25 protein-coding genes and 4 pseudogenes are annotated in these 25616 nt (G+C 68.3%); 5 read left to right on the top strand and 24 right to left on the bottom strand.

The annotated features are described in order from the left end of the window. Window positions 1-121: 121 nt before the first annotated feature. The 6 genes from ACWCPY_RS25520 to ACWCPY_RS25495 all read right to left on the bottom strand — a co-directional run bounded on the left by ACWCPY_RS25520 (window position 122) and on the right by ACWCPY_RS25495 (window position 5047). The gene (locus tag ACWCPY_RS25520; RefSeq protein WP_451268597.1) at window positions 122-1174 is read right to left on the bottom strand and encodes a type III polyketide synthase; all 1053 of its coding nucleotides are present in this window, start codon (window positions 1172-1174) and stop codon (window positions 122-124) included. A 95-nt stretch (window positions 1175-1269) separates the two neighbouring features. Further along, window positions 1270-2094 (bottom strand): MmyB family transcriptional regulator, encoded by an 825-nt coding sequence (locus tag ACWCPY_RS25515; RefSeq protein WP_451268595.1) that lies wholly within the window; start codon window positions 2092-2094, stop codon window positions 1270-1272. 483 nt (window positions 2095-2577) lie between these two features. Further along, window positions 2578-3294 (bottom strand): hypothetical protein, encoded by a 717-nt coding sequence (locus tag ACWCPY_RS25510; protein WP_451268593.1) that lies wholly within the window; start codon window positions 3292-3294, stop codon window positions 2578-2580. Next, window positions 3291-3974 carry a hypothetical protein gene (locus tag ACWCPY_RS25505; protein ID WP_451268591.1) on the bottom strand — a complete coding sequence of 228 codons (684 nt, stop codon included), beginning with the start codon at window positions 3972-3974 and terminating at the stop codon, window positions 3291-3293. The genes ACWCPY_RS25510 and ACWCPY_RS25505 overlap by 4 nt, the downstream gene beginning before the upstream one ends. Window positions 3975-4266: 292 nt before the next feature. Further along, window positions 4267-4686, bottom strand: coding sequence for a hypothetical protein (locus ACWCPY_RS25500; RefSeq protein WP_451268589.1), 420 nt, complete (start codon window positions 4684-4686; stop codon window positions 4267-4269). A 70-nt stretch (window positions 4687-4756) separates the two neighbouring features. Then, complete coding sequence (locus ACWCPY_RS25495; RefSeq protein ID WP_451268588.1) at window positions 4757-5047, bottom strand: hypothetical protein; 291 nt, start codon at window positions 5045-5047, stop codon at window positions 4757-4759. Between the two features lie 342 nt (window positions 5048-5389). On the opposite strand from ACWCPY_RS25495, the gene ACWCPY_RS25490 reads away from it, so the two are divergent. Further along, on the top strand, window positions 5390-5797 hold the full coding sequence (locus ACWCPY_RS25490) for a hypothetical protein (protein ID WP_451268587.1): 408 nt from the start codon (window positions 5390-5392) through the stop codon (window positions 5795-5797). Window positions 5798-5861: 64 nt separating this feature from the next. Here the strand turns inward: ACWCPY_RS25490 and ACWCPY_RS25485 are convergent, their stop codons facing one another. The 4 genes from ACWCPY_RS25485 to ACWCPY_RS25470 form a co-directional block, all read right to left on the bottom strand. Next, window positions 5862-6287, bottom strand: a complete 426-nt coding sequence (locus ACWCPY_RS25485) for a hypothetical protein (protein WP_451268585.1) — start codon at window positions 6285-6287, stop codon at window positions 5862-5864. Continuing rightward, the gene (locus ACWCPY_RS25480) at window positions 6284-6571 is read right to left on the bottom strand and encodes a hypothetical protein (RefSeq protein WP_451268583.1); all 288 of its coding nucleotides are present in this window, start codon (window positions 6569-6571) and stop codon (window positions 6284-6286) included. The genes ACWCPY_RS25485 and ACWCPY_RS25480 overlap by 4 nt, the downstream gene beginning before the upstream one ends. A 77-nt stretch (window positions 6572-6648) precedes the next feature. Further along, window positions 6649-6921 carry a DUF6225 family protein gene (locus tag ACWCPY_RS25475; RefSeq protein WP_451268581.1) on the bottom strand — a complete coding sequence of 91 codons (273 nt, stop codon included), beginning with the start codon at window positions 6919-6921 and terminating at the stop codon, window positions 6649-6651. A gap of 155 nt (window positions 6922-7076) precedes the next feature. Next, entirely contained in the window at window positions 7077-7508 is a 432-nt protein-coding gene (locus ACWCPY_RS25470) for a DUF6083 domain-containing protein (protein ID WP_451268579.1), read from the bottom strand. A gap of 201 nt (window positions 7509-7709) precedes the next feature. On the opposite strand from ACWCPY_RS25470, the pseudogene ACWCPY_RS25465 reads away from it, so the two are divergent. Continuing rightward, window positions 7710-8438: pseudogene (locus tag ACWCPY_RS25465) on the top strand (TIGR02391 family protein). Here the strand turns inward: ACWCPY_RS25465 and ACWCPY_RS25460 are convergent. The 3 genes from ACWCPY_RS25460 to ACWCPY_RS25450 form a co-directional block, all read right to left on the bottom strand. Further along, window positions 8427-8990 (bottom strand): Uma2 family endonuclease, encoded by a 564-nt coding sequence (locus tag ACWCPY_RS25460; protein ID WP_451268577.1) that lies wholly within the window; start codon window positions 8988-8990, stop codon window positions 8427-8429. The pseudogene ACWCPY_RS25465 and the gene ACWCPY_RS25460 overlap by 12 nt on opposite strands. A 141-nt stretch (window positions 8991-9131) precedes the next feature. Then, window positions 9132-9341, bottom strand: a complete 210-nt coding sequence (locus tag ACWCPY_RS25455; protein ID WP_451268575.1) for a hypothetical protein — start codon at window positions 9339-9341, stop codon at window positions 9132-9134. 94 nt (window positions 9342-9435) lie between these two features. Continuing rightward, window positions 9436-9969, bottom strand: coding sequence for a zinc finger domain-containing protein (locus ACWCPY_RS25450; RefSeq protein WP_451268816.1), 534 nt, complete (start codon window positions 9967-9969; stop codon window positions 9436-9438). 489 nt (window positions 9970-10458) lie between these two features. Between ACWCPY_RS25450 and ACWCPY_RS25445 the strand changes: the two genes are divergently transcribed. After that, entirely contained in the window at window positions 10459-10779 is a 321-nt protein-coding gene (locus tag ACWCPY_RS25445) for an integrase core domain-containing protein (protein ID WP_451268573.1), read from the top strand. 34 nt (window positions 10780-10813) lie between these two features. On the opposite strand, the gene ACWCPY_RS25440 is transcribed toward ACWCPY_RS25445, so the two are convergent. Then, window positions 10814-13816, bottom strand: coding sequence for an AfsR/SARP family transcriptional regulator (locus ACWCPY_RS25440; protein ID WP_451268571.1), 3003 nt, complete (start codon window positions 13814-13816; stop codon window positions 10814-10816). Window positions 13817-14246: 430 nt separating this feature from the next. Here ACWCPY_RS25440 and ACWCPY_RS25435 point away from each other — a divergent pair, with 430 nt between their 5' ends. Continuing rightward, entirely contained in the window at window positions 14247-14609 is a 363-nt protein-coding gene (locus ACWCPY_RS25435) for a hypothetical protein (RefSeq protein WP_451268569.1), read from the top strand. 802 nt (window positions 14610-15411) lie between these two features. Here ACWCPY_RS25435 and ACWCPY_RS25430 read toward each other — a convergent pair. From ACWCPY_RS25430 to ACWCPY_RS25390, 9 genes and pseudogenes are all read right to left on the bottom strand, one after another. Then, a pseudogene (locus ACWCPY_RS25430) lies at window positions 15412-15624 on the bottom strand (transposase); the annotation flags it as partial. A gap of 83 nt (window positions 15625-15707) precedes the next feature. Then, a complete protein-coding gene (locus tag ACWCPY_RS25425; protein WP_451268567.1) occupies window positions 15708-16037 on the bottom strand; it encodes an esterase in 330 nt (109 codons plus the stop codon). 197 nt (window positions 16038-16234) lie between these two features. After that, window positions 16235-16859, bottom strand: a pseudogene (locus ACWCPY_RS25420) (IS256 family transposase); the annotation flags it as partial. Between the two features lie 592 nt (window positions 16860-17451). After that, complete coding sequence (locus ACWCPY_RS25415; RefSeq protein ID WP_451268565.1) at window positions 17452-17946, bottom strand: hypothetical protein; 495 nt, start codon at window positions 17944-17946, stop codon at window positions 17452-17454. Window positions 17947-17952: 6 nt separating this feature from the next. Continuing rightward, entirely contained in the window at window positions 17953-18906 is a 954-nt protein-coding gene (locus ACWCPY_RS25410; RefSeq protein ID WP_451268563.1) for a hypothetical protein, read from the bottom strand. Window positions 18907-18992: 86 nt separating this feature from the next. Then, complete coding sequence (locus tag ACWCPY_RS25405; RefSeq protein ID WP_451268561.1) at window positions 18993-20003, bottom strand: NucA/NucB deoxyribonuclease domain-containing protein; 1011 nt, start codon at window positions 20001-20003, stop codon at window positions 18993-18995. Window positions 20004-21036: 1033 nt separating this feature from the next. Then, window positions 21037-21624, bottom strand: coding sequence for a hypothetical protein (locus tag ACWCPY_RS25400; RefSeq protein ID WP_451268559.1), 588 nt, complete (start codon window positions 21622-21624; stop codon window positions 21037-21039). Then, window positions 21621-23048 (bottom strand): sensor histidine kinase, encoded by a 1428-nt coding sequence (locus tag ACWCPY_RS25395; protein ID WP_451268814.1) that lies wholly within the window; start codon window positions 23046-23048, stop codon window positions 21621-21623. Before ACWCPY_RS25395 ends, ACWCPY_RS25400 begins: the two co-directional genes overlap by 4 nt. Window positions 23049-23215: 167 nt before the next feature. Continuing rightward, the gene (locus ACWCPY_RS25390) at window positions 23216-23902 is read right to left on the bottom strand and encodes a response regulator (protein ID WP_451268557.1); all 687 of its coding nucleotides are present in this window, start codon (window positions 23900-23902) and stop codon (window positions 23216-23218) included. A 458-nt stretch (window positions 23903-24360) separates the two neighbouring features. Between ACWCPY_RS25390 and ACWCPY_RS25385 the strand changes: the two genes are divergently transcribed. Beyond that, window positions 24361-25005 carry a DUF3152 domain-containing protein gene (locus ACWCPY_RS25385; RefSeq protein WP_451268555.1) on the top strand — a complete coding sequence of 215 codons (645 nt, stop codon included), beginning with the start codon at window positions 24361-24363 and terminating at the stop codon, window positions 25003-25005. A gap of 473 nt (window positions 25006-25478) precedes the next feature. Here the strand turns inward: ACWCPY_RS25385 and ACWCPY_RS25380 are convergent. Continuing rightward, a pseudogene (locus ACWCPY_RS25380) lies at window positions 25479-25616 on the bottom strand (IS701 family transposase); the annotation flags it as partial.

Here is a 25616-nt window from a genome sequence, read left to right as displayed (position 1 = left end):
CCTGACGGCTGGGCGGGGGCGCTGCTGCTGAGCGGCCTTGCCCGGTGGCGGCATCGGCTTCGAGGTGAGACCACCACCGGGCTGGTACAGCGTGGCATGAGGGTCTGACAACGGCTGCGGTTCAGGCGTGCCAGGTGCCGCGGATGGCTGCGGTGGTGAAGCCGGGGCCGAAGGCGACAAGTAGTCCTTCTGCTCCGGGTGCCGGCGGGGTGGTGTGTGTGCGGGCGAGGACATCGAGGACCGATGCGCCGCCGAGGTTCCCGTTCTCGGCGAGGGACGCGTACGAGTGGTGGGCGTCCAGGTCGTCGAGTCCTACGGCCTCGGCGACGTTGTGGATGATGCTGGGGCTGCCGGGGTGGATGGCAGCCCAGTCGAGGATGCGGTTGCCGAGCCACTGGAGGACGGCGGGCATTGCGTGGGATGCGGCGGTGGGGGCTCGCCGGTCGGAGTCGAAGTGCATGCCCGTGTGGTCGAGGCGGCCGCGGTACCGGTCGAGGGATTCGGGGAGCCAGTACTCGAGGGTGTCGTCGATGCGGAGCCCGGGCTGGAGGGGTTCGGCGGTGACGACGGTTGCGGCGGCACTGTCGGCGAACAGGGCCTTGTAGATCATCGATGGGACTGAGTCGTCGGCGTGGTTGTACGACGTGGAGAGGGTCTCGGTGACGACGACGAGGACCCGGTCGGAGGGGCGGGCCGTGACTTGGTCGGCGGCCCGGATGAGGGACTGGACGCCGCCGGCGCACGCGAGGGTCGTCATCGGGATGCGGCGCACCGTGGGCCGGAGTCCGAGACGGTCGATGAGTCGGACGTCGAGGTTGGGGACGGCCCACCCGGTGGCGTGCGACGTGATGATGACGTCGATGTCCTGAGGGGTGAGGCCTGTGGTGGTGAGGGCGCGGCGTGCGGCGGTCTCCGCCATGGTCAGGGAGTCCTCGAACGCGGTGGTGGTGCGCTCGAGGATTCCTGCGGTGCCGTTCACGGTGGGGGAGGAGAGAGGTCTCGTGAAGTGCCGGGTCTTCACCCCGGAGTTGCCTATGGCCCGCGCGATGACCTCGAGCCGGGGGTGGTCAGGGTGGTGGGTGCGGATGTCGTCGAGGATCGCGTCGGTGGTGACCTTGTGCGGGGGGAGGGTGACCTGCGGGAGGGTGACGTAGGCGGGCAAGGTGTCCTCCACGGGGCAGCTAGGGGTAAAGGCTTCCTCAACGTAGCTGCCAGTGGCTTGATCCTTGCCCCTGGTCGTCCGTGCTGGGGCGTGTGGGGCTGGTGTGATCAGGGAGTTTCGGGTGCGCGGAGGATGGCGTGCGGGGCCGGCCGGGCCGTACCTGGCCGGAATAGGAGGATCATCAGCCGGGCGCCGGGGGACCCTTCGGGGGTTGCGGAGCACATGGTGACCCAGCCGCGGCCGAGCAGCGGGTGGTCGAGGGGGCGCTCGTCGCCGTCGGGGTGGATGACCGCGCCGCGTGCTTCGTAGAGGGGCCCGGCGACCTGGTCGGCCATCACGTCGGTCTCGAGCTGCTTGACGGTGGCGTCGTGGTGGATCGCTACGGCGGCACGGAGCTGGGGGAGTATGCGGGGCGCCCACTGTGTTTCCCAGTCCGCGAGGACGGTGCGCGCTTCGGGGTCCAGGCACATCCACCGCATGATGTTCTGCGGGACTCGCCGCCCCGGGAACATGTCCGGGAGGTGCTGGTTGTGGCACACCATGTTCCACGCGGCGTCTGTCACGTATGCCATGTGCTCGATCCCGTCGACGGCCTGCTGCCATGACGACGGAACCTGGAACCCTGAGTCCGTGTAGAGGGGGGCGGGGGGTTCCTGGCCGAGCGCGTACCGGTTGAGGAGCACCCAGGCGTGCTCGTCCATTCCGAACAGTGCCGCTACGTCCCGCAGGAGGTCGGTCTTCGGGCGGGGGTTCCTGCCGGACTCCAGGAGCCGGTAGGTGCCCATTTCCCGGTTGAGGAGCTGGTCGACCTGGTGCTGGGTCAGGCCGGGGGCCCGGCGGCCCTGGCGGCTGAGCCGTTCGTAGCCGTGGTCCTCCGGATTTATGTGGTCGCGGTGGCTCTTGAGGAGATCTCGCAGTGCTTCCTTGTGCATGTTGTGCAGGCCCCCGTGTATGTGGCATCCAGTGCGCGCCGCGATCCTATTTGGCGGTACTGGATTTAGCGATAAGAATCCGACCTAGAAAACGGTTTGTTTACCCTCCATGCTGGTCCTGTGAGGCCCTGAACTGCGGTTCTGCGTAGCCGATATGACGGTGCCTCATGTGCGGGATTCCGTGCCGTCGTGTCTTGGCGGCTGTTGCAGCCGGAATTCTGTACCCGTCTGAATCGGGGCGGGAAGGGCTTGATGGGCAGACCGTATTCCGTCCCCTAACGGTGGGGTCGGGCTTCGCAGCACGGTCTGCCGATCAAGCCCTTCCCGTTCTGGTTGCCCCTGGTTTGCGCTGCGGGTTGGGCGGATCTGGTGCGGCCGGCAGCCCCCCTGCCGGCCGCACCTTCGCGTGCGCGCGGGGCCCGCGGGAGGGCGCGGGTCCAGGCAGGACGGACCTCGGTGTCACTCACAAGCCTGAGTAGCGCGCTACTGCGACTGCTCGTCGAGGGCGGCACGGAGACCGGCTTCAGCGATCCGCTCGACGTGGATGGTGCCGAGGTCGTGGCCGAGGCGGGTGAGAGCTTCGTCGCCGATGGCTTCGGCGGCAGCGCGGATGCCTGCGGGAGACAGCACGCGTTCGATGGCGGCCTCAGCCTTCTCAGCGCGGGCTACTGCCTCGCACGTGGCGTCGTTGTGCTCGCGTGCTTCGGCAAGTTCCCCAGTGGCGTCGGCCGGATGCTGCTCCAGCTCGGTGACGCGCGGGTCGTCCGGGACCTGCGTTTCGTGGGTGATGGTGGCGAGCGCGGCCCGGATGCGGGCGACAGCATCACGGCGGCCTGCCAGGGCAACAGGGTTCAGCCCGGCGGTCTCGCCGTTGAGGGCGGTGAGCTCGGCACGGACCGCGTCGGTGCGGGCGCGGTACCGGTTGGCGCGGTCGCGGTGCTGGTCGCCCCATGCCTGCGTCCGCTCGGCCAGCGCCTTGAAGTACTGGATGACCTCGGTGGCGTTGTTGAGCTGCTGCTCGGCCTTCGCGTCGACCTGGGCGTTGATGGCGTCGTCCTTCTTCCGCTCGGCTACCAACTCGGCTACGCGGGCCTCGGCCTGCTCGGCGCGCTGCTCGGCCCTCTCGGCCGCTTCGAGCCGCTCGTACAGGGCGTCCAGGGCGTCGGCGGTGAGGTCGTTGAGTCGGATGCGGTCGGTCATGCGGTGCCTCCGGCAGGTACGAGGACGGGGCCGGCGGGCTTGACGATCTCGCCGCCGGACGCGATGAGGCGGAGCTTCGGGAAGGCGTGGACGGGCTCTTCGCCCGCGACGGTCGGCCACTCATCAGCAGACAGCCCGTAGACCGGCGCTTTCCAGGACGGGTCGGCCAGGGCGTACTTGGTCTCCCAGTTCCAGGCGAAGAACAGCGGGAGGAGGCCGCCCTTGTTCGGGATCGCCTCGGGGGCGGTGGCGTTGGAGCGCTGCGCCCGCTGGTAGATGGTCTTGCCGTATGCCTGGCAGCGTGGCCGTGAGCAGAAGCCCCACATACGGGTCCGGCCGGTGGTCGTGTCGGCCTCGGTGAACCCGTCGGCCATGCTCCGGCCGCAGAGCCGGTCGATGCGGACCATGGGGGCCTGGCAGCCGCGCGGGTCGGCGTGCCAGTCGTGCTCGTACCGGGGGGCGTCGTCCTTGAGGAGCTGCCACATGCGCTTGTTGTCGGCGTTCAGGACGTCGCGGGTCCGTTGCCACGTGCCGACGGTCGGGTCGTGGCGTCGGGGGTCGCGGAGGGTGACCCAGCCGAGGGCGAGGATGAGGTCGCGGGTGCCGGGCGGCATGCGGCGCTCGGCGTAGACCCGCTGGGTGAGTTGGTCGTATCGAAGCAGGGCGTCGCGGTCGCTCATCGGGTTTTCACCTCGGCCCCGAGGATCTGTCGTGCCACTGCGAGGGCGGCGTTGATTGTGCAGCCCCGGTCGGTGCACTGGCCGCTGTGCGACTCGGCCAGCGGCCCGGCCGCCTTGGTGTCCAAAGAATCTTGGTGGCGCGCGTCGAGCATGCGGGCGGCCAGTTCGGGGACTTCGGGCAGATCGCCGGAGGCAGGTGTCTCTCCCGGGAATCGGGACGGCCTGGGTGTCGCGGCGCGTTGCGTAAGCGCTCGTAGTACGGCAGCTCGGCGTTCGCTGAGACCTGCGGTGCTCATCGGCCCGGCTCCTCGGTCATGGCGGGGGCGGGTTCGTAGTCGTGGTGACCGTCGTCCTCGGGGCAGGCTGCGCAGATGCCGGGAGTGACGGGGTCGTCGCCTTCCTCGTGTTCATCCTCCGTGTGGCCACACTCGGTGCAGAGCGGGACGGTGAGGTGCGCGTTGATGGCCGGGTACAGGTCGGGGAAGGCAAAGCAGGCGTCGATGACCTCAGCGAGGACCGCGGAGTCCTTCGGGTGCGGCTCGCCTTCGGGGTGCGTGCGGCCCCGGACGTAGCCCATGACGGCGGCGTCCTTGATCAGGGCGCGTTCGCGGTCGGTGAGCGTGCCGAGCATCGTGGCTACCGCGTCGGCGTGGGCGGCGTCCCGCTGTTCCAGGTAGCTGATCAGGAAGTCGGGGAGAGGCTGCTGTGTCACTTCGGCTCCTGGGGAAGGGGGCTGTTCTCAGGGTGGCGCGGAATCGGCGCTGCATTGCCCCCGGTCGGGGTCAGGCGTCGAGTTCGAGCGCGGTGACGACCGGGTGCGGTTCGAGGGCGATCCAGTCGCATCCGCCTTCGACGTGGATGGAGCCGTCGTCTTCCTGGTGGGCGTCGCTGATGGTGAAGCGGTCGTTCAGCTCCTGCGCCTTGGCGACGAGCGCGCCTCGGGCGAGGTCACGGTCGAGGTAGACGCCACGGATGGTGCCGCCTTCGCCGAACTCGCCTTCGGACAGGATCCAGACGGTGGGCTGGCCCGCGGCAGAGCGGTCGGCGTTCTGGCGGTGCTGAAGTTCCGTCACGGCGGGGCTCCTCGCTGAGTGGGAATCTAACCCTACCTCAAACTCCATTGTGTGCACCATGGGAATTAGGGATTGGCGGGCTGGATTCGCCGTCCCAACTCCCACCCCACCGGGCCTCATCCGTCCGAACCGGCCCCCGCCGCCCGCAACCCGCCTACGCTGAACCGACGGCCCCATCCCGCCCCGCACCCCTGGGAGGCCCCCGTGTCGCACCCCGTGGAAGCCGGCCCGACGCCGCCGTCGTACCCGCCGAGGACCCCGCCGCCGCCGAAGAAGCCGCCGAACCCTCCCCGGCCGAACCCACAGGACCCGCCGGCCCCGAAGCCCCCGACCAGCCAGGTGATGCCGACTGCGCGGCGCGGGGTGGGCATGGTGAACCGGCGCGGGGCGAACTGGTCCCTGGACTCAGCGCCGTGGGCGGCTGGGAAGGCCCGGACCGCGGTGGTGGAGCAGCTGGGGAAGTGGCGGTACCGGCCGGCCCCGGACACGGTCACCGCGGTGGAGGCGGTGACGACGCTCCTCGTCGAGGCGGCGGTTGCCGACGGCGGGACGAAAGTGTCGGTGCATCTGTCGGATCAGGACGGGCAGGCGTGCATCCTCGCCCTCTCCCACCACACCGCCCTGACCACCGGGCTCGACGACGCGGGCGGGGACGTCCTGCACCGGATCACCGCACACCGGGCCGTCACTGGGTGCGGGACCGACACCGGGCCCGACGGGCGCCGCATCTGGGCCGTCATCACCCTCTGACCGCGCCCAGGCATAGCAACGCCCCCAACCATCGGCCAGGGGCGAGGAACGGGGCGCACTGCGGCTACATGGTGGTGTCGGCGTCCTCGAGCTTGTCGCCGTCGAAGTGTCCGCCCATGTTCGTCAGCGGGTCCGCAGCTTCCCGCATATGGCTGTGAGCGACCTGGATGGCCTGCTGAGCGTTGAGCAGGGCCCGCAGGACAACGGACACTTCGTCGCCTGTATGGGTGCCGTTCGCCATACGGATCGCCTGCTGCTCCTCAAGGTGCTGCAGTGCCCGGGATGTTTGTTCCAGGACCTGGGGGAGCCTGTCGAGCAGCGTGGTGAGCCCGTTCACGGTGTCGCTCACGTTGGCCGGCGCGGCGTTGATGAACGTGCCGTTCTCGTCCTGGCCGTAGAACGCTTCGGGCCAGCGGGTGGCATAGATCAGGTTCTCAGCCTCGTCCGCGAGACTGCTCGCGATCTTCTGTGGTTCGCGGTCGTTCGTCACCGCACCTCCCTGCGAGCCTTCATCTCTTCGTACATCTCCTCGACGGCCGGGTCTTGTGTGGGCGGTTCGAGAATGCCGCCGGCGACTGCGGCTCGTACCCAATCCCGGGCTTCGGGGATCAGGTTGCCGGGGTGGTCCTTACCGAGGGCGAGCCATGCTTCCCTGCTACCGCCGGTCTTCATCCGCCATCGGGCTTGGGCGAGGGCCCTGATGCGGTTGTCGTTGGCGTAATGGACGTTCTCGGCTGCGGCACGGTCCAGGGGGATGGTTTCGAAGTGGCCCACTGCGCTCTCCTTGGTGCGGGACGTGTCCGGCCAGTCTTACAGCGGCCACTGACAGGCCGTGGGAGAACGCAGCAGGTTCAGTCGAGGAGGTCGTACTCTCCGGGCGTCCAGTCGGCGAACAGGGTGAGCGCCTTCTCCTTCTCGGCCCGTTCGGGTGTGGTGCCGTTGGCCGGCCACCAGTTCTCGACGTGGTGGGCATCGACGAGGACGGATTCGCGGTACCCGCCGAAGTCGCCGGGGTCTTCGGCGACACCGATGTGGATGGGGGTGTCGTCGGGCAGGTCTTTGAGTGCGTCGCGGAGTTGTGCGGCGTTCCATACCTGAGGTGCGTGGTCGAAGACGTCGGTCATGGGCTCAGAGTGCCGGGCCGGGCGGCGTTGCTGGTGGAGGCACGGCTGTACCCCGGGCCAGAGCGCTGATCCGGGGTACAGGGGGCTGGGTTGAAAAGCTGATCACCGGTGGTGATGCAAGCCCAGCCGGTGGATACCGTACCGGGTGGCCGCTGTCAGCCGGCGTCGGGGAGGGCCCAGTCGTCGGGGGGGTTGAACAGGCACTGTGCTCGGCGTTCGTTCTCCTGCCGGAGCGCGGTGGTCCAGGGCCAGGGGTCTTCGCGCGGAAGGTAGGGGCAGACCATGCGGTGCGCGATCCGGCACCGGGTTCCGGGAAGCGGTTCGGCGTCCCACAGGTTCATCGCGGCCCCGTCGGAGGTGAAGACCCACCGCCGGCGCGGAGGAACGGTGTGCGCGGGGACGAGGATCCTGGGCTCGAGAAGTACCCAGTGCCCGTCGTAGAGGGTGCGGTAGCGGTCCTGGGACAGTGCGCAGTGCGGGCAGTCCGGCGGTTCGGGTGGTGGTGGGGCGGTCGCGCCTTCGAGGGCGGCCTGCAGCATGTTGTCGGGGCGGTCCGGACGGTCTGCGGTGTTCTCGGTGTCCCCCATGCTTCACAGGGTCCGGGCGGGCGGTCCGGGCGGGTAGGGCGCGATCCAGCCGGTACGCCGGGGTCTGGGGTGCCGGGGTGGCCGTGCGGCGCCACACGGGGCGTACAGGGCCCGGCTGTTGTGTATGACAGCGGCCGATCAGGAACCCCCAAACCGCTCCCCGTTGTCACACCCGGCAGGGATCATCTCCCCATAACGCAGATGAACCGCGAATGGGCGATAGGCAAACTCAGGAGCTTCTTGGCGACGGCTGGAGTCAGCCACAACGGGGCTGGGGGTTGGACCCTGCACCACCCGCTGCAAGAGGTTCAGGCAGCAGCTCAAATTGCCGAACACATCCTCGACAAGGCGTTGCGAGGCTGGAGAACTGCCTCTTGGCCAAAGCGGGCAACCCCGTTCTGGCGGGAGAGGGAAGCAGCGACCCGCGCCATTGCCCAGTTGGAGGCTGAGCAGGAACTCGCCGACAACCTCGGCTCCGGTGCGCCCCAGCTGGACGAGTCGACGATGCATCCGTGGGTGTGGGGCAGTGTCCAGGGCCTATGGGGGAGTGGGCACTACCGGCAGGCGGTCGGAATGGCTGCGGTGGCCGTGAACGCCCAGTCGCAGGCCAAGCTCGGCCGCCGCGATCTGTCGGAGTGGAAACTCCTTGGTGACGCGTTCAGTATCAAGTCGCCCTAGGCAGGGAAACCGCGGCTTCGTCTTGGCCCCGATGACGGGAGCGACACGTGGAGGAGCCGGCACGAGGGTGCGGCCGCGTTCGCCCGCGGCGTGTACGCGGCAATCCGCAACCCGCTCGCTCACGAGCAGGGGGACGAGCTGACGGAGAGCGAGACGCTGGAGATGCTGGCCGCGTTAAGTCTCCCCGCGAAGTGGATCGACGATGCGACCGTGGAGACGGCCTCGTATCATCCGCTGCGCTCAGGCGGGTGACAGGCCGCTGGTGTCCAGGTCCAGGTTGAACGGGTCCGGGAGACGCAGCACGGCCCCGAAGGGGTGGGGGCCGTCGACCCGGGTGTAGCCCAGGTGCCCGGGCTCGGAGAACAGGGTGATGCTGCCTTCAATCCGGTCGACGAGGAGGTAGAGCGGGGCGCGGTACTCGGCGTATCGGCGGCGCTTCACGATCCGGTCGGTTTCCGCGTTCGACTCCGACGTCACTTCCACGACGAGGAGTGTCTGGTCGGGGAGGAGCGCCCCGCCGCCCTTCGCGAGGTCTTCGGGGACGACGGCGATGTCGGGGACATACCAGTTCGACGACCCGGGCAGGTCCAGGTTCCCGGACCCTTCGACGCAGCCGAGTTCGTCGACGCGGTCCTCGAGCTGCCGGCGTACTACTCGGGCAGCCCGTTCGTGGTCCCAGGTCGGTGACACGGGCTCGATGATCCCCTCGATGATCTGGACGCGGTCCCCGCGGATGTGCTGAACGGCGTACTTAAGGGCGCGCTCGGAGTCGATGCCGTGGCCGTAGTCGGGCGCACTCGTCATCTGGTGGCTCCTTCCGTCCCGCTGTCCTGCGACTCAGCGTAGCGGCCTCGCCCTGGTCGGCCACCACGCACGGTGGTGGCCGGGGACATGACTGCGCCCCAGACCAGTACGGTACGGCGCATCAGTCCGCTTGGGCCGACCCTACCGGCGGCCTAGGGAGTACACGTCCGTCGAAGCCTGCCGGGGGTGCTCCTCGTACAGGCGGTCCTCAAGGCTATGGAGCGCCTCGCCGAGGACCTGGCGGGCTTCCGCGAGCTTCTTGGCCGGCACCGATTCGCGTCCAGACCTCGGGTAGGCGTTCGACAGCTGACCGGATCTCTGCGAGCCGCCCGCCGAGCTGATCGTGCTCATCGAAGGTGAGTCTCGGCTTCGTCATGATGTCATCATTTCTATTCAACGGGGGCGACGGCAGTTCGTGCGTTCTCGCGGCGGTGGCCGACCAGCGTCAGTCGGCCCAGCGTCGCGGCATGTGGGCTTCAACAGCCTGCTTCCCGGCCGACGTACGGCACAGATCACCTGCCGACGCCCCACACGATTGGCACGGAATCGCTGCGGCTTGGGTGTGGTCGAGAAGCTTGAAGCGAGGGCTGTGAGTTTTCGCGGCTGCCATCCCTGTGCCTGGGATGATGCACGCGGATCCTGGTTCGGCGGCGCAGTATGAACACGGCAACTGCTCCGCTGCTCGCATGCGCTCCTCGACGCGCCGCGTGCGTTCAGCCTCCTTCGCCTCCTGGCACCTCCGAAGCTCTGCCTCCTGCGCTCTCTTCTCTTCAAGGATTCGCTCGTACGTGTCGGGGTGGTTCCGGCACGGTCCGTTCACGACGAGGTTCCACCGGCACAACGTGTTGCCAGCTGTAGGTGCTCCGCAGCGGTTCTTGTCATTGCCGGGGCCATGATGCGGGCAAGGCTCAGAACGTGTGTCGACCCGGCACGGCCTGCCCGTGGTCGCTCCGATGGCACGGCAGCGGCCAGGCTGCATGGCAGCTTCGCCCTCCCGCGCCATCTGCTCCGCAATGGCGGGCCAGTCATCAGAATTGATCTGGCTTCGCCACCACTCCGCTGTACCCTGCAGTGAAACCCACCCTGCGTTGTCGACCTTGAACCGTGGCGCGGGCAGCGCCTTGGCCACTCTTGCCGTGTCGTGTGCGTCGTCCACGGGACAGGAACATAGCGAACCCGTCCTCAGCGTGGAGCAAATAGTCGCTTCATGTTCCGCAGCGGGTTGACGTACTCGCCGCCGACTTCCTCGAAACCCGCACCCTGCCCGGGGCGCGACTGTACGCCTTCGCCGTCATCGAGCACGCCACCCGCCGTGTCCACATCCTGGGCGCGACCGCCCACCCCACCTCGGACTGGACCACGCAATCGGCGAGGAACCTGGTCATGGACCTGAAGGACGCCGCGGTCACGATGAAGTACCTGATCCGGGACCGCGACAGCAGGTACACCCGGGCGTTCGACAACGTCTTTGAAAACGAAGGGCATCGCCATCGTCAAGACCGGTATCCGCGTGCCGCGCATGAACGCGATCACGGAGCGCTGGGTTCGGTCCTGCAGGGCCGAACCCCTCGACCGGACCCTGGTCCTCAACCAGGCCCACCTCCTGCACGCGCTCCGCGAATACGAGAGTTTCTACAACGAGCACCGGCCCCACCGCGCCCTCCAGGCCGCCGCACCCCTGCACTCACTGCCCGAACCGATCACCGAACCGGACCGACTCGACCGCCTCAACATCCGCAGACGTGATCGACTCGGCGGCATCCTGCACGAGTATCACCATGCCGCTTGAACTGCGCGGATGCAGTTATCGGCACTCACAGTGCTCAGGCCCTCCGCAGTTCCGCGGCCTCGTCGCGGGTCCGGGTCGCGGCCGGGTGGTCGCCGGCCTGGGTGTGCGCGGTGGCCAGGGTGTCGAGGGCGACGGCGAGCCAGGTGTGGGAGCCGATCTGTCGCCAGAGCCTGACCGCGGCCTCGGCGCGTCTGCGGGCGAGCGCCGGGCGGCCGGCCGCGAGTTGTGCCTCCGCGAGGGCGTACAGCGTGGCCGCCTCGCCCCAGAGGTTGCCGAACTCCCGGTACGTCCAGAGACTCTGCGCGAGCAGACGGCGCCCTGTGTGATGCTCGCCCTGGCGGACCAGGACGTCCCCGAGCCAGCAGGCGGCGTGAGTGACGGTGAGGCGGTCGCCGAGGTCCGCACTGATCGCGACCGCCTGCCGGTAGGCGTCGGCGGCGGCCGGGTAGGCGCCGAGCGCGCGGTGGCTCTGGCCCAGACAGCGCAGGGCCTGGGCTTCCCCGGGCCGGTAGCCCGCGGCCCGGCTGGCCTGCAGGCACTCCGTGAACCGCTCCACGGCGGCCTCGACGCGGCCTTGCTCGAGGTCGATGACGCCGAGGCCGTTGGTGGCGTAGACGCGACAGTTGACGTTGCCCGCCTGCCGGGCCAGCTCGGCGGCCTTCTCGAAGTGGAACACGGCCGAGGAGTACTGGCCGAGGAGGCGGTGCACGTACGCCAGCCCGGCGGTCGCCCCCGCCCGGTAGGCTGGCCCCTGCCCCTCGGCGAGCAGCAGCGCCTGCTCGAAGTGGTTCAGCGCCTCCGGATACCGGTCGAGGATAGTGGTGAGTTCGCCGAGGCAGCGGTGGAGCTTCGCGGCGCTGTGCCGGTTGCCGCTGCTCAATGCCGCCTTGAGTGCCCGGTTCTGCAGCCGCTCCCAGTCGTCGAAGTGGCCGCCGACCTGGAACAGGGTCGTCAGGGCGGTGGCCAGTCCGGCAGCGGGTGCGGCTTTTGTCCTGTCCAGCGCCTGCTCCGCCACGTCGATGAGGAACTGACGCTCGTCGGTGAACCAGGCCAGCGGGTCGGCGAGTAGATGACCGGTGTCCGCCAGGGAGAGTCGCCAGGAGGCCAGTTCTGGCTGCGAGATGCCCTGGAAGTCGACGCTGAGGGTGTCCGCGGCAAGGTCGGCGAGGTGGAGGCTGGCCCCGAGCAGCCGGGTGAGCGCGTCCGCGTGGTCCTGGTGATGGCCGTCATGATCCGCGCGCTCCCGGCCGAACAGTTTTACCAAATCGTGCAGTTGATAACGGATTCCGGTGGCGCCGATCGATCCGATCTGCACCAGGTGCACCTCGACCAGATCATCGAGAACGGCCTCCGCCTCGGACAGGTCCACGTCCAGCAGCGCGGCCAGCGCCCAGGCGGCGAAGTTGGGGCCGGGCAGCAGGGCGAGCATCCGCAGCGCGTGCCGGGCCGGCGCGGCCATCTGCTGGTAGGTGAGTTCGAGGCTGGCCCGTACGGCGATGTGGCCGACGGCCAGCTCGTCGAGCTTGCGCTCCTCGTCGGCGAGGGCGCGGGCCACGCGGGCCAGGGGCCAGTGGGCTCGTGCGGCCAGTCGCGCGCCAGCCACCCACACCGCGAGCGGAAGGCCACCGCAGGTCTCTACGATGGAGCGGGCCGAGTCGGGCTCCGCGTCGGTCCGCTCCGGGCCCAGCATCTCGCGCAGCAGGGCGAGCCCGGCCGCGAAATCCAGCACGTCCAGGGGAAGCCGCCGGCAGCCCAGCTCCGCCATCGTCGTGCGGCTGGTGACGACGGCGGCACACCGCGCGCCGCTCGGCAGCAGGTCGCGCACCTGCTGGGACCCGGCCGCGTTGTCCAGGACGACGAGCACCTGCCGTTGGGCCAGCAGGGAGCGGTAGAGATGGATGCGTCCGGTCAGTTCCGCGGGCACCGTCCCGCCGCGGACGCCGAGGGCGCGGAGGAAGGCGCCCAGGACCGTGAACGGATCGGCCGGCTCGTCGCCGAAGCCGCGCAGGTCCGCATGCAGATGGCCGTCCGGGAAACGGGAGGCGAGCCGGTGGCCCGTGCGTACGGCGAAGGCAGTCTTGCCCACCCCTGCGGGGCCGGTGACCAGCAGAGTGAGCGGCCCCGGCCCGCCCGCGCCCAGGAGCCGGCAGGCCTCGTCCACCTCGGCGTCGCGGCCGACGAACAGGGAGAGGTCCGCCGGCAGCAGCCGGGGAACAAGCTGCCGGCCCGTCACGGGGTTCAGGGCAGCGCTGCTGCCGTCTTCCACTTCCTCCTCGGCGGACGGCACGTCGACGCGGGCGGCGGCCAGGTCCGGATCCCCGGCCAAGATCCGCTCGTACAGCCGCCGCAACGCCGCGCCGGGGTCGACCCCCAGCTCGTCGGCGAGTCGCCGCCGGGCGCGCTCGTACTCCTCCAACGCCTCGGCCTGCCGCCCGCACCGACACAAAGCGAGGACCAACTGCCCGACCACCCGCTCGTCGAGCGGATGTACCTCGGCTCGGGCCACCAGCTCGCTCACCATCCGATCATGCTGCCCCCGACGTAATCGAACGTCGACCAAATCCAGTTGGGCGGCCAACCGCTCGCCGTCGAGGAGTTGGCGCTGTGCGTTGAACCACGGGGCGTCCACTCCGGCGAACGCGCTGCCCCGCCACAGCCCCAGAGCCTCCCGCCACAGCGCCTCCGCCTGCTCGTCCGTAGCCGCCTGTTGGGCCCGGTCCAACAGGCCCCGGAAGCGGTGCAGGTCCACCGCGGCCTCGCCGAGGTCGATCACGTAGCCGCCGGACCGGCGGACCAGCCGGACGCCGTGTGGCTCCAGCTCGCGGCGCAGGCGGGATAGGTACGCGTAGAGCGTGTCCCGCCCCCGGTGGGGCACGCGGTCGTCCCACACCCGGTGGAGCAGCCGGTCGGCCGGCACCGGGCGGCCGACGTCGACCAGTAGGGCCGCGAGAACACACTGCTGCCGCGCATGCCCCAGGGCCACCGGCCGCTCCCCGGCCCATGCCTCGAGCGTGCCCAGTAACCGGAACTCCAGCATGCCGTGCTCCCCCTTCACGCCGGTACCGACCCGGAAGGCACCACTGTGACCTGCCGCGCAAGGTTTCTCGCAAGGTTTCCCGAGGGTCGGCCGGACATCGTTGCCGACGTGTCCAGAACCAGGCGGCTCGCCGCCCGGGACAGCCCGGCGGTGCACCGGCACCGCCCGGTCACCTCACCGCCGACGCCGCGCGCCGATCCACTGGAGATTGCGGGACAGCCCGATTCCAGGCGTATGCGCTCCTGAGCGATTGGAGACCAAGTTCATGAATATCCGTCGCCTGGCCCATGGCCTGGCTGTCGCCGCCACTGCGGTCACCCGCGTCACGGTGATGGGCGCAAGAGCGCTTTCATGATGGTGTCGTCGGCGCGGTCAGGCCTTGTGCCGCAGCCGCGATAGTCATGTACACGTCAGTACAGGAGGGGCAGGAATGAGGAAGCTCGCACAACTCACGCTGGCGGCGGGTGCATCTGTCGTCCTCGCGTTGGGGCTGACAGGGTCGGCGTCCGCGTCGGCATGGACCAGCACCCCGTACGCGGACGCCGGGTTCATGAGCTACGGAGACGACATCTGGGTGGACCACCGCGCGTCGGGCGGCAACAGCATCGTTTGGTGGTCGACGGATTACGGCCGGACGGGGTCGTGCTCCAGCTCCGGCGGCGAGAAGTGGTGCTACTACGACATGCGAGAGACCGGCACCATCACCATCCAGCTCTGCTCCTACCCTCCGTCCTACCCGCAGGGGTGGTGCGACCTGGAGCAGGTCTCCATCATCGGGAATGAGGCGGGCTGACCCCGGTCCGGGAAGGCTCCCGGCGGGAAAGGCCGGCGCGGGAGACGAGTTCGTGGCGCTGCCGTGACACCGACGAGCGCACCCCTCGGGAAGTCCGGCTCGGCTGGTGCCGCTGCTCTCCAACGTAGCGTCCCGCTGGGGGGAAATCTCCCTCAGGAACGGCATCCTCAACCGCGCATCCGGTAGCAAAATGCTTTTAATTCGGGTGCAAAATCTGGGCCAGACAACTTCAAACCCTCCAGAGAGGCAGAACCATGCGATCAGGGTGGAAATCCACAAGTGCCGCAGGTGCTGTCTTGGCCATGGGGCTCTTTGTCCTGCCGGCTCAGGCGGCGCAGACAGTAGCCGGCAGCGCAGTCACATCAGCTGGCGCTGGAAGCCTGTGGTTGGACCGCCGCAGAGGTGGTCACCGCGGAGGGCCGTGTCACTAAGTCCAACGCAGCAGTCCACGATGGTCCAGGCGCAGAGTGCCACGTCACAAGGTACCTCGCTCTCAACAGCGGAGTAGAGATTTTCTGCGTGTATTTCAACGATTTCGGCAATCGCTGGTAATACACCACCGCGGGATGGGTCTACGGCAACTACGTGACGGTCACGCGAACGTCGCAGCCTGGCGGCCTCGCGCGTTGTTAGCCTTGATCTTTCGTGAGGGGGCCGTCAGTTTGCTGACGGCCCCTCTTCAGTCGTGGTGTGGGTGTTTTCGGTGTTCGGGTAGACCGGGGCCAGGCTGTCGCGTCGGGTGGGCGCCGGGTTCCACGGCTCCGGTCGGGTGGTGCTGCTCCCAAGGGCTGGAGTCTGCTGGTCAGCCGGGGTTCGGCAGCGTGTGCAGCCGGTCGAGGGCGCTCGTGATCACGTCAGCCCAGGGCCAGTGCCGGGCCAGGCGGAGGATGCGGCGCCGTCCGCTGGTGACCAGCTGGGCTGCGGTAGAGAACAGCCGCAGGCGGCGGGGCTCTCACAGCCGGGCGGGGCCGGTCAGGGCAAGCATCGGCATCCACGCCAACAGGTCCAGGGCGGCGAGGTGCAACCGCTGCTTGCCGAGCGAGTGCGGCAAGGCCGCCCTCGCCTGATCGGCTTGGGGCGGCCTTGTGCGGTTCTCGGTCAGACTCCGGCGAGGCGGTTCGAGAGGTCGAGAGCATTGGTCGCGAACCCGAGAGCGGCGCACGGGCCGATTGCCTCGTGGACGGTCGTACGGACCAGAAGCGGCCAGTCGTCCGGGGCGGCGGGCCAGGAGCCGAGGTGCACCGCGGTCGTGGCCACGCCCAGCTGAGCGGTGACGTCCCAGCCGACGAGGGAGGCGGGCTCCCAGTGCAGACGAATGCGGCCAAGGGGGAGTCTGGGAGTTTCGGCAGCGAGCCACGTGACGTCGAGCGGACCGTCGGGCCGCGCGGAGTCGCGCTGGACCAGCGCGCCACGTACACCGTCCGGCATGGGGCGCACAGCGACGCCGTGCAGCCGGAGGAGCGGCAAAGGCTGTGAGCGCGACGAGATAGCAGCCTCCGTGGTGCTGAGGGAACTGGTTAGGCCCAGGCGAGGGCTTCGCGCGCTGCCGTCGAAAAGTAGCCCTCCTGGCCGTCGTCGGTGATAGACGCCGTGTCAATTTAACGGCTGACCTTGGTTGTTGAGGTTCAGTTGTTGGCCGGGGTGAGCCAGCCCTCGAAGGCGATCTGGAAGGCGTTCAGGGGTGTCTTCCAGCGCATGGTCCACCTCTTGCGACCCTTCCCGGTCAGGTCGAGGCTCATCAGTGCCATGTAGACGCATTTGAGGGCAGCGGATTCCGACGGGAAGTGACCGCGAGCGCGAACGGCCTTGCGCATCCGTGCGTTGACGCCCTCGATCGCGTTCGTGCTACAGATGACCTTGCGGATCTCGACGTCGAACGAGAGGAAGGGCACGAACTCGGCCCAGGCGTCCGACCACAGCTTCACGATCGCTGGATACTTCCGGCCCCATGCCTCCTGAAACTCCAGAAACCGCGGGCTTGAGTGCCTTGGCGATCTTGTGCCGGTCCTGGCGGGCCGCGTAGCGGAAGCTGTTCCGCAGCAGGTGGACCACGCAGGTCTGGACAATCGTGCGAGGCCAGACGGTCTCGACCGCGTCGGGCAGGCCCTTGAGGCCATCGCAGACCAGCAACAGTACGTCGTCCAGGCCGCGGTTCTTCAGCTCGGTGAACACGTGCAGCCAGTACTTCGCACCCTCGCCGCCGTCTCCGGCCCAGATGCCGAAGATGTCGCGGGTGCCGTCCACCGTTACATCTTCGCTGCCTGCGCCAGCCCGAAGACGCTCCACCGACCCTGCCGAGTACTGTCGCCCTGAGAGGGGGCGTTATGGAGTCACTCGGGACCCTGTTCGTGGCCGCGGCCTGGGGTGTTCCGCTGGTCAGCCTGCTGGGCGGGGTGATTGCCGTTGTAGCCATCGCCCGTTGGCGCCGCCGTGCGATCAGCACTCTGGAGAGGAACGAGGAGGAGCAAGGCGGACCTGTCTTCCGGACATCCGGTCGGTAGGGAAGCGCGCACTCAGGGAATCGGCGCCGAGGGCATCAGTGACGCCCGATCATCCACCTCCGCAGGTCAAGGCTGTCTCGCACTTCACCATCTCAAGCTCGAACTCCTTTACGCACCAACTCATCCATTTCTCGACCCACTCCTGGTCCTTGGGTGGTACCGGGCACTGAACGATCTGCAAACTGGGGCACGGGTGTCATCGGCCGGCACCCCGGATTGCTCCTGAGATCCGAAATTCGTTCACGTTGCCCCACGAGTCCCGGGACCGGTGGGATCTTCACAGGCAAGGGCAAACTGGGTGCCTTTTTGCGGTTTCCGCCCGTTTGGGTGCTTTTCCAGTTCTACGTGGTGCGCTGCGGCCAGACCTGGAGCAGGTAGTGCTCCGCGATCGGCTCGTCGTCGTCCTGCACGCCATCGGGGTTGATGTCCCGTCCTCTGGCGTGCAGGCGCAGGCGGTACTGGCCTGGTCCTGCGTAAGCGAGGTTGGTCTCGTACGGCTCCTGCGGGTCTTCGCCGGTATTGCCCATGAGGGCGGTGTAGCGGAAGTCGCCGGTTGATGAGGTGAGGTCAGTATCCTCGGTCTCGTCCCACGATGCGGGGTCCGGGCCTGGGTCGGCGTCGGTCTGGAGGACGGAGAGCAGGATGGTTCCGCAGTTGATGCCAGCCAGTACGCACGCGATGTCCTTGCAGGACCCGATCAGGCCTGCGTTCTTGTAGGCGTGGTCCAGTGCGCGTTCCATACGCTTTTCCGGGACTTCGGTGCAGTTGCCGTCGGGGGCGATGTAGAACTGTCCTTCATCGACACGGACGGGCCAGGGGCCGAAGAGTCGAGTCATGGTTGTCTACTTCTTTCCGTGCATCCATGTCTGGACGAGGTACTCCTCGCCGTCGGCTGTGCGGCGGGCGTGGACGCGGATGCCGTACTGGCGGGAGCCGTGCAGGGCGGTGTCCTCGTGGTCCTTGGTGGGCCCGGCGGCTGTGCACAGTAGCAGTTGGCCGGTGGTGGAGCGGACGACAGCTTCGGCGGTCTCGTCCCATGGAAGGGGATCGGGTCTTGGGTCGCGGTCGGTGGGGTGCAGGGTGACCGTGATGGTGCCGGTCGATGCTTTGGTGGAGATCAGGGCCCAGTCCTTCTCGGTGGAGATGAGGCCGGTCGGCTGCGGCCTGGTCTGCGCGTCTGGGTCCTGCAGGGAGAACGTCCCGTCGGTGACGTTCAAGGTGAGGGGGCCGACCCAGTCGTCCAGAGACCACTTCGCGCCCCGCTCGGTCATCGTCGCAAGTCGGGTGCGCAGTGTGTGGCCGACGGTGTCGGTGGCCTTGTGCACGGTCTCAGGGGCGGCCGGGGCGGGCCAGATGTGGAACAGGTAGTGCTCTGCGGTGGGCTTGGAGTTGCGGCGCCAGCTGGCCCCGGGCTGGGAGTCGCGGCCCCTGGCGTGCAGGCGCAGCCGGTAGGTTCCCGGGCCCTGATGCGCGACGTTGAGGTCCATGGCGTGCTCGTAGGACCCGATGCGGGCGTAGCCGGTGGTGGAGGTGAAGGTGGTGTCGATCACCTCGTCCCAGTCGCTGGTGTCGAGGGTGGGTTCGGTGTCGAAGAGGCAGGTGTCGAGGTGGACGTTGCCTTTCTTGATGCCGGTGTGGATGGCGGCGGCGTTGTTGGTGACCGCGATGAGCCCGTTGACCGGCTCGCCGAGTGGCGGCTGGATGTCGGGGCTTTCGTCTGCGTCCGGTTCGGTGGGGTCGATCTCGAACCGGCCGTTTTCTACGAAGAGCGTCATGGTCTGAGACGCGTGGGGCATCGCGGCCACCCTTCAGCTTGGTTCGGGCAGAGCCTACGTGGCAGTGGTGACAGTGTGGCGGTCTTCCGATGCCGGGACCTGCAGGGCTACTTCACCTTGACGAAGAAGCCGTCGCCATCCATGATCCGGTTGTTGCCGTAGAACTGATTGAGCCGGGTTCCTGCCTTGCTGTTCTGCTTGGCGTTGATCATGCGGTGGCTGCTCAGCTTCTTGGACTCTTCCTTGCCGCCCTCGCGGGTGGATGCCATGGGGTACTCGTCGCAGGATTTGCCCTTGGGTCGCGTGTACTTCTTCTTGCAGACGACCGCGCGGTTCTTGTCGATCTTGCTCTTTCCGGTCAGGCGGTGCAGCGGCTTCGAGAGGCCCGGCTTGCCCTTGACCTTGTGCTGGGCGTCATAGACGTGCTTTGCAGCTTCCTTGACCGCCTTGTCCTGGCGGGAAAGGGTGAAGCTCGGCAGCCAGGAGTTGTAGACACAGCCGGGCTTGCCCAGGTACTTCACGCTGTCGCAGCGCACACCTCGCATAGTGACCGGTGCGCTGTTGTCCGGGGTGGCGCCGGGAACGGTGATCGTGGCGACGGGGACCGGTTTGTGGGTGACGGTCTTGTTGCCCGGCGAGTGGATCTTCCAGCTCGCGGTGTAGGTTTTGCCCTTCTTCAGGGTGCCCTTGACCGCCTTGGAGGGCTGGCAGCGGCGGGAGCTTTTGCCGCAGGAGATCTTCGTGCTGATCTTCGCACCGCCCTTGGCGGCACCGGAGGCACTGGTGATCTTGATCTTGAAAGTGCGGCTCCAGTTGTGCGACTTGGAGTTCAGCTTCTCCGACTGGGTCGCCGTGCCTGTCATCTGGCCGCGGACCTTGCCCCGTGTGTCGATCACCGTGAGCACGAACGGCTCGCTGGTACTGCCGCGAGTTCGCGTGTAGCTGGTCTTCGCCTTCTGGGCGGAGACACCAGTGGCACCGAAGGCAATGACGGAGCGCAGCCCGTCACCGTCCTGTGGCACGGCGGCCGGGACGGGACCCGCAGTGAAGCCGGTGATCACGAGGGCTCCGGCCACCGCCAGGAGCGGTGTTCGGCGGAGCGTGGCCTTCAGAGACATACGAGCAAAAGTCCTTTCGGTGGCATCAGCAGTTCGGCCAGGGACGCGCTCCCGCAGCCGGCGATGAATCCGTTCGCCGGCGGGATATTGGCGACCTGTTCGCCGAGCGCCTCACCGCGGCATGACGGTGCCGCCGCTGGAGGCGGCCCGAGACTTCCTGACTCTTGAGCGCGGACAACAGCGTGACGAAACTACGGCCGCCACGACGCCATGTCGCGATCTTCACACCCGAACGTCTAAATAGCGTTTGTGAATGTCCAATTCCTGGCACCCGCAACAAAACGCACCTTCCCTCCTCGAACGAGGGAGCGTCAGTGTTGGCTTCGACAAGCTAATTTCGTGTGTTTCGCTTGACGGATCGGGGGTTTCGCATGGCTCGCCGCACATCCTCGCAACCCGTGCAGCATAGTTGCCAATGCGAAGTTCTGATTGCTGTTGGACAGCCAGCCTTCGCCGGGCAGACCTCGCAGGGGCGCAGCCAGCCCTAGCAAGCGGGCTGCGAGCCCATCGGTTTCCTCCAGCCAGACCGCCTCGGCAACGTGACGCCGGGCTCTGGAGAAAACGGTCGGCGCCATACCGACAAGCCGGGCGAAGTCGGCGCTGCTGATCAGACCACACCCACCATTCAGCCATCACCGGCCTGCCCCGGACTCAGCCCTACGGCTGCCGTCGAATCCCTCTGCGCCCGGAGTGAAGCCACAATCGGGCCCGCAGGCCCGCGCCCCGCTCCCATCCCTAGCCCAGTTCGTGCGACTGCCGGTCCTTGATCCACAGGACGCCTACTGGCGGCGTGTGAGCGAGGCGGCCAGACGGTGGCTGCAGAAGACCGGAAACGGTGTGCTGCGGGTGCCGTACACGGTCGTCACTCCGGAGGACTGGGGCAGGGTCGGTTGGTATCCGCTCGGGCAGCGGATCGCCCACCAGCGCCGCGCCTACACGGCCAGGACGCTGACGGCAGGGCGTGATCGCCGAGGGCGGGGCCTCCCGGCGGGGCCCCGCCCTCCCTGGTGAATGCGACCGGCCCGGGCTCCTCTTACGGCTGGAGGGATTCGGGGCACGAGTCGGCCGACTGCATGATCGTCCAACCGTCCCCGAACACACGGACGCTCGACTGTGCGGAAGAGCGTTGCGCGGTGTCGGGAGGAGCCGCGGAGGCACCGTCCTGATTCCCGTCCGCCGGCGCCACGGCAAGCGACGGAGCCATGTGCGCCACCGTGCACGCCAACTGCAGCATGGCCGGGTGGCTGAGGGGAGGAACATCTTTGGGGAGGTGGACGGAGAGGGCGTCGTCGCCGATCGCCACCTCCAGTGTGTCCGTCAGGCGTGGCAGCTCCGTGGTGATCGTCGCGGCCTCGCTCGTGGTCGGTCCGGCGAACAGGAGGCGCACGACCGCCCCGAAGTCCCCGGGCTCGGCGATCTTGCGCAGATAGGGCCTCAGCTCTCCGTTGTGCAGGAAGTAGAGGGCGGTGGCGGCGGGCACCGGGGGCTTCGGACCGGGAGAGAGGATGCCGCTCGCCGGTTCGCCGGCCTCGATGACGCCGGACGGGGGAACTCCGCACGCCGCCAAGGTGAGAGCTGCCGTGAGCCCGGCCAGCAGCGCCCCTGCGCGCGAGCCCTTCACCGGGCACCCGCGGCGATGTCGTCGTCAAGGGCTGCGGAGTCGCGGTGCAGGGGGAGCTCGACCGTGAACACCGCACCGCCCCCGGGCAGGTTCGCCGCACGGATGCGTCCTCTGTGCAGGTGCACGTTCTCGGCCGTGATGGCCAGGCCCAGCCCGCTGCTCTCACTTCTGGTCCGTGATGTGCTCGCCTTGTAGAAGCGCTCGAAGATGTGCGGCATGGCTTCCTCGGCAATCCCCGGTCCGTTGTCCGTCACCTCGATGACGGCCCACGCCACGTCTGCTCGCTCCTCCCTCACGCCCATGGTCAGCCGTACCGGCGGCGCCCCGTGCCACAGCGCGTTGCCAACCAGATTGGCCATCACCACGTCAATCCGGACCGGATCCACGCGCGTCCTGAGCACGCCCTTTCGGGGCAAACGGGTCTCCACCCGGCCCTGCCACCCGCGAGAGGCGAGGGTGCGCTGTACCGACTCGGCCAAGTCGATCTCGTCCGGGTTGAGTTCGACCGCGCCCGCGTCGAAACGGGAGATCTCCATCAGGTCGTTCACCAGCCTGCTGAGCCGACTGGTTCCCTCGCTGATGAACCGCAGCGCGTCACCGGTTTCCTCGTCCAGGTGCCGTGTCTTCTCGTCCAGCATGTCGGTGACCGCCGACATCGCCGCCAGCGGCGTGCGCAGTTCATGGGAGACGTCCGCGACGAATCGGCGCGCCTGGGCCTCCAAGCGGCGCGACTCCGCGACCGACTGCTCCAGGGCGGCCGCCATCTCGTTGAAGGACCGTGAGAGGTCGGCCAGTTCGTCGGAACCGTTGACGGCCAGCCGAACGTCGAGGTGCCCCTCGGTCATCCGGCGCGTCGCCCGGCGCAGCGCCCGCACGGGACGGAGCACACCGCTCGCCGCCAGCAGCGCCAGGACGACGGCGAGGCACAGTGCCACCAGGGTGGCGCGCTCGATGCCGCTGATCATCGCTCGCACATAGGCCTCTTCGGTGTTCTGTGGCACCACCAGATACATCACCATCCCCGAGAGCCTGGATTCCTCGCCCTCGCCGGCGGTGTACGTGACTGGCATTCCGACGACGAGACAGGGATGCCCGTCGGCGTTGATCCGCTGGAACACTGCGGCGCGCTTGGTCTGCACGGACCGGCGTAGTTCGGGGCTGAGCCTGTCGAATTCGGCGTTCGGCGCGTAAGCGCGAAGGCCGTCGTACGTGGCCATGACCTGCCACCCTTGTGTCCGGTTGGCGCCGAGCACCTGGTTCACCGCCGACTGCAGCTCCGCCTGGTCCGGCGTAGCGGACGTGTGGACGGCCGCGGCGTTGACGCTCGCCCGGAACTGCCTGATGACGGAATCCTGGCTCTGCTGCAGCACTCCCGTGCGCGCCTCCCGGAAGGCGAGTGCTCCGGTGCCCAGGGCACTGGCCATGGTCACCAGGACGAAGGCCGCCACCAGACGGGGGCGCAGCCCCCGCAGCGGAAGCGGGACTCGGGCCAGGGCCGTCCCGGGGAACCGCCCAGGCCCGGCGTCCCGCCCGTCTGCGGCGGCCTCGCGTCCCCGTAGGGCGTTTTCTGTCGGCACGGTTCTCCGGTCGTTCACGAGACGCCGAAGCGGTAACCGAAGCCGCGTGCAGTCTGCACGTACCGGGGGCTCCTGCCTTCACCGAGCTTGCCGCGCAATCGCTTCACACAGGCGTCCACAAGCCGTATGTCGCCGTGGTAGCTGTGCTCCCAGACCGCTTCCAGCAGCTGCTGGCGGCTGAACACCTGGCCGGGCGAGGCCGACAGGACCAGCAGCAGCCTCAGCTCGGAGGGGGCGAGCACGACGGGTTCGCCACGGTGTGTCACCGCGAGCCCCGCCCGGTCGATGACCAGCTCACCGTGCGACTCCGCCCGGGGCCTGAGGCCGTCCGAGACCGACGCGTCCAGTCTGCGGAGCACGGCCCGTATGCGCGCGTCGAGCACCCGGGCCTGCACGGGCTTGACCACGTAGTCGTCCGCGCCGGCCTCCAGCCCCACGACCACGTCGATATCGTCCCCCCTGGCCGTCACCATGATGATCGGCACTTGGTCGCGAACCCTTATCCGCCGGCACACGTCGAGGCCGGACATGCCGGGCAGCATGAGGTCGAGCACGATGACGTCGGGCTGGAAGAGGCGGAGCTGTTCCAATCCCTCTTCACCGGTTCCGGCGGCGAATACGTCATGCCCCTGATGCCGTAGCGCCAGCTGGACGGCCTTACGAACATCTGGGTCATCTTCGACAATCAGGACTCGTGACACTTCGCCAGTGTAGGCCGATCGGATGAGGCGCCCGCCCTGGGAGGAGCCCCCCGCGAGTGCTGTTACCGAATGATCACAACGGGCCGGGGTACCGGCGGCCCCCTCCCGAGCCGTGGGAGTCCCCAGCAATCCGCCGTTACCATTTCGTCATCATTCGAGCTCATGATGATCATCTGAAACGACCAGTCTGAGCTGCCATGCATTCGGCACGAGAGCGGGAATCCGCACCACCCGCCGGCAGCACCCCGGCCTCCCACCGAGGTGGCCGCCAGCGCCGGTCCTCCCACCGCCGGGTCGCTCCGCGCCGGTCCTCCCACCGCCGCAGCGCTTCGACCCGCCGGTCGCGGAGCCTTCTGATCGGCACTCTGATGGCCGTCGGCCTGCTCGGCTCGGCGCCATACCTCCTGGACAGTGGACGAAGTGACGCGTCGAACGGTGCACCGCGCCCGCGGAGCACGGTGCGCGTCACGCCCACGCCCGCCCCGACGCCCACTCCGACGCCCACTCAGCCCCGTGCCGAGATCGATGTCCCTTCGAGGGGCACCGGCTCATTCGTCACCGCGGACGCCGGTCGCGCAAAGGTCGGTCAAGGGCCGCGCCTGCTCCGCTACGTGGTGGAGGTCGAGGCCGGGCTCGAGATCTCGGCGACCGAAGCGGCGAACGAGATCGCCGACATACTCGCCGCTCCCCGGGGCTGGACCCGCAACCAGGCCTACTCCTTCCAGTTGGTGGGCTCGGGAGCTCACCACGACCTCACGGTGAAGATCGCAACACCAGGAACGGCGGACGCCTTGTGCTGGGCGGGCATCCACCAGGACACCAAGGGCGAATACAACTGCGAGGTCCCCGACGGGGTCGTGGTCAACCTCAAACGCTGGATCGAGGGCTCACCCACGTTCGACGGTCCGATCCATGACTACCGGGCGCTGATCATCAACCACGAGATGGGGCACTTCCTGGGACACGGACACATGACCTGCGCGGGTCCCGGGCAACTGGCCCCCGTGATGATGCAGCAGATCAAGGGTCTGCACGGATGCGCCGCCAACGCCTGGCCCTATGACAATAACGGTCACCTCGTCTCCGGGCCCCACGTGACATGACGCGGCGGCCGTTCCCGGAGGCACGCCGCTCGCGGGACGGGACCGGCTGTTACAGCTTGGTCGCAAGCGAAGGCGGTGGCCATGGACATCCGTCGGCTTTCGCGGTCGGCGCAGGAGCGAGTTTCTGAGCACGCCCGCGGGAACCAGCTGTAGCCAGCGCCCGCATCGGGCGCACTGACGACAGAACGTCAAAGATCTCCTGAGCCCTCACACATCACCGAACCCGCAGAGACGCACGGCCGTACTCGCCCCGACGCTGGTCTTCCCGGTCGTGGTCCTCATCCTCACCTGCCTGCTCGCGGTCATGGCCTCTGGGCGGCCCGGTGCACGAAGGCGGGCGGGAGGTTCGCCCACACCACTAGTAGTGCTTGGTCATGTTGGTGCGGGGTCTGGCATGTTGCGGTGACAGGTCGGGCAGGCGCCGGTCCACGTCGCGAGGAGTATCTGCAGCTCGCGGACGACTCGGTAGAGGCTCAGGCCGACGCCGTCTCTTTTGGGGATCGGCTCAGTCGCTGAAGGGTGCAGAAGGCGTGGGCGACCGAGACGAGGGTGACGTGGTGGTGCCAGCCTGGCCAGGTTCGGCCTTCGAAGTGGGCCAGGCCGAGGGCCTG

This window comes from Streptomyces sp. NPDC002403 (genome assembly GCF_053593015.1).
This window is presented reverse-complemented; position numbering and strand designations above follow the sequence as displayed.

Coding starts and splice junctions, on each gene's coding strand:
- ACWCPY_RS25515 (WP_451268595.1), bottom strand. CDS start 2,094: ATGCACAAGGAAGCACTGCGAGATCTCCTCAAGAGCCACCGCGACCAC.
- ACWCPY_RS25510 (WP_451268593.1), bottom strand. CDS start 3,294: ATGACCGACCGCATCCGACTCAACGACCTCACCGCCGACGCCCTGGAC.
- ACWCPY_RS25505 (WP_451268591.1), bottom strand. CDS start 3,974: ATGAGCGACCGCGACGCCCTGCTTCGATACGACCAACTCACCCAGCGG.
- ACWCPY_RS25490 (WP_451268587.1), top strand. CDS start 5,390: ATGCCGACTGCGCGGCGCGGGGTGGGCATGGTGAACCGGCGCGGGGCG.
- ACWCPY_RS25475 (WP_451268581.1), bottom strand. CDS start 6,921: ATGACCGACGTCTTCGACCACGCACCTCAGGTATGGAACGCCGCACAA.
- ACWCPY_RS25470 (WP_451268579.1), bottom strand. CDS start 7,508: ATGGGGGACACCGAGAACACCGCAGACCGTCCGGACCGCCCCGACAAC.
- ACWCPY_RS25460 (WP_451268577.1), bottom strand. CDS start 8,990: ATGACGAGTGCGCCCGACTACGGCCACGGCATCGACTCCGAGCGCGCC.
- ACWCPY_RS25455 (WP_451268575.1), bottom strand. CDS start 9,341: ATGAGCACGATCAGCTCGGCGGGCGGCTCGCAGAGATCCGGTCAGCTG.
- ACWCPY_RS25450 (WP_451268816.1), bottom strand. CDS start 9,969: ATGCAGCCTGGCCGCTGCCGTGCCATCGGAGCGACCACGGGCAGGCCG.
- ACWCPY_RS25440 (WP_451268571.1), bottom strand. CDS start 13,816: ATGCTGGAGTTCCGGTTACTGGGCACGCTCGAGGCATGGGCCGGGGAG.
- ACWCPY_RS25435 (WP_451268569.1), top strand. CDS start 14,247: ATGAGGAAGCTCGCACAACTCACGCTGGCGGCGGGTGCATCTGTCGTC.
- ACWCPY_RS25425 (WP_451268567.1), bottom strand. CDS start 16,037: ATGCCGGACGGTGTACGTGGCGCGCTGGTCCAGCGCGACTCCGCGCGG.
- ACWCPY_RS25415 (WP_451268565.1), bottom strand. CDS start 17,946: ATGACTCGACTCTTCGGCCCCTGGCCCGTCCGTGTCGATGAAGGACAG.
- ACWCPY_RS25410 (WP_451268563.1), bottom strand. CDS start 18,906: ATGCCCCACGCGTCTCAGACCATGACGCTCTTCGTAGAAAACGGCCGG.
- ACWCPY_RS25405 (WP_451268561.1), bottom strand. CDS start 20,003: ATGTCTCTGAAGGCCACGCTCCGCCGAACACCGCTCCTGGCGGTGGCC.
- ACWCPY_RS25395 (WP_451268814.1), bottom strand. CDS start 23,048: ATGGCCAGTGCCCTGGGCACCGGAGCACTCGCCTTCCGGGAGGCGCGC.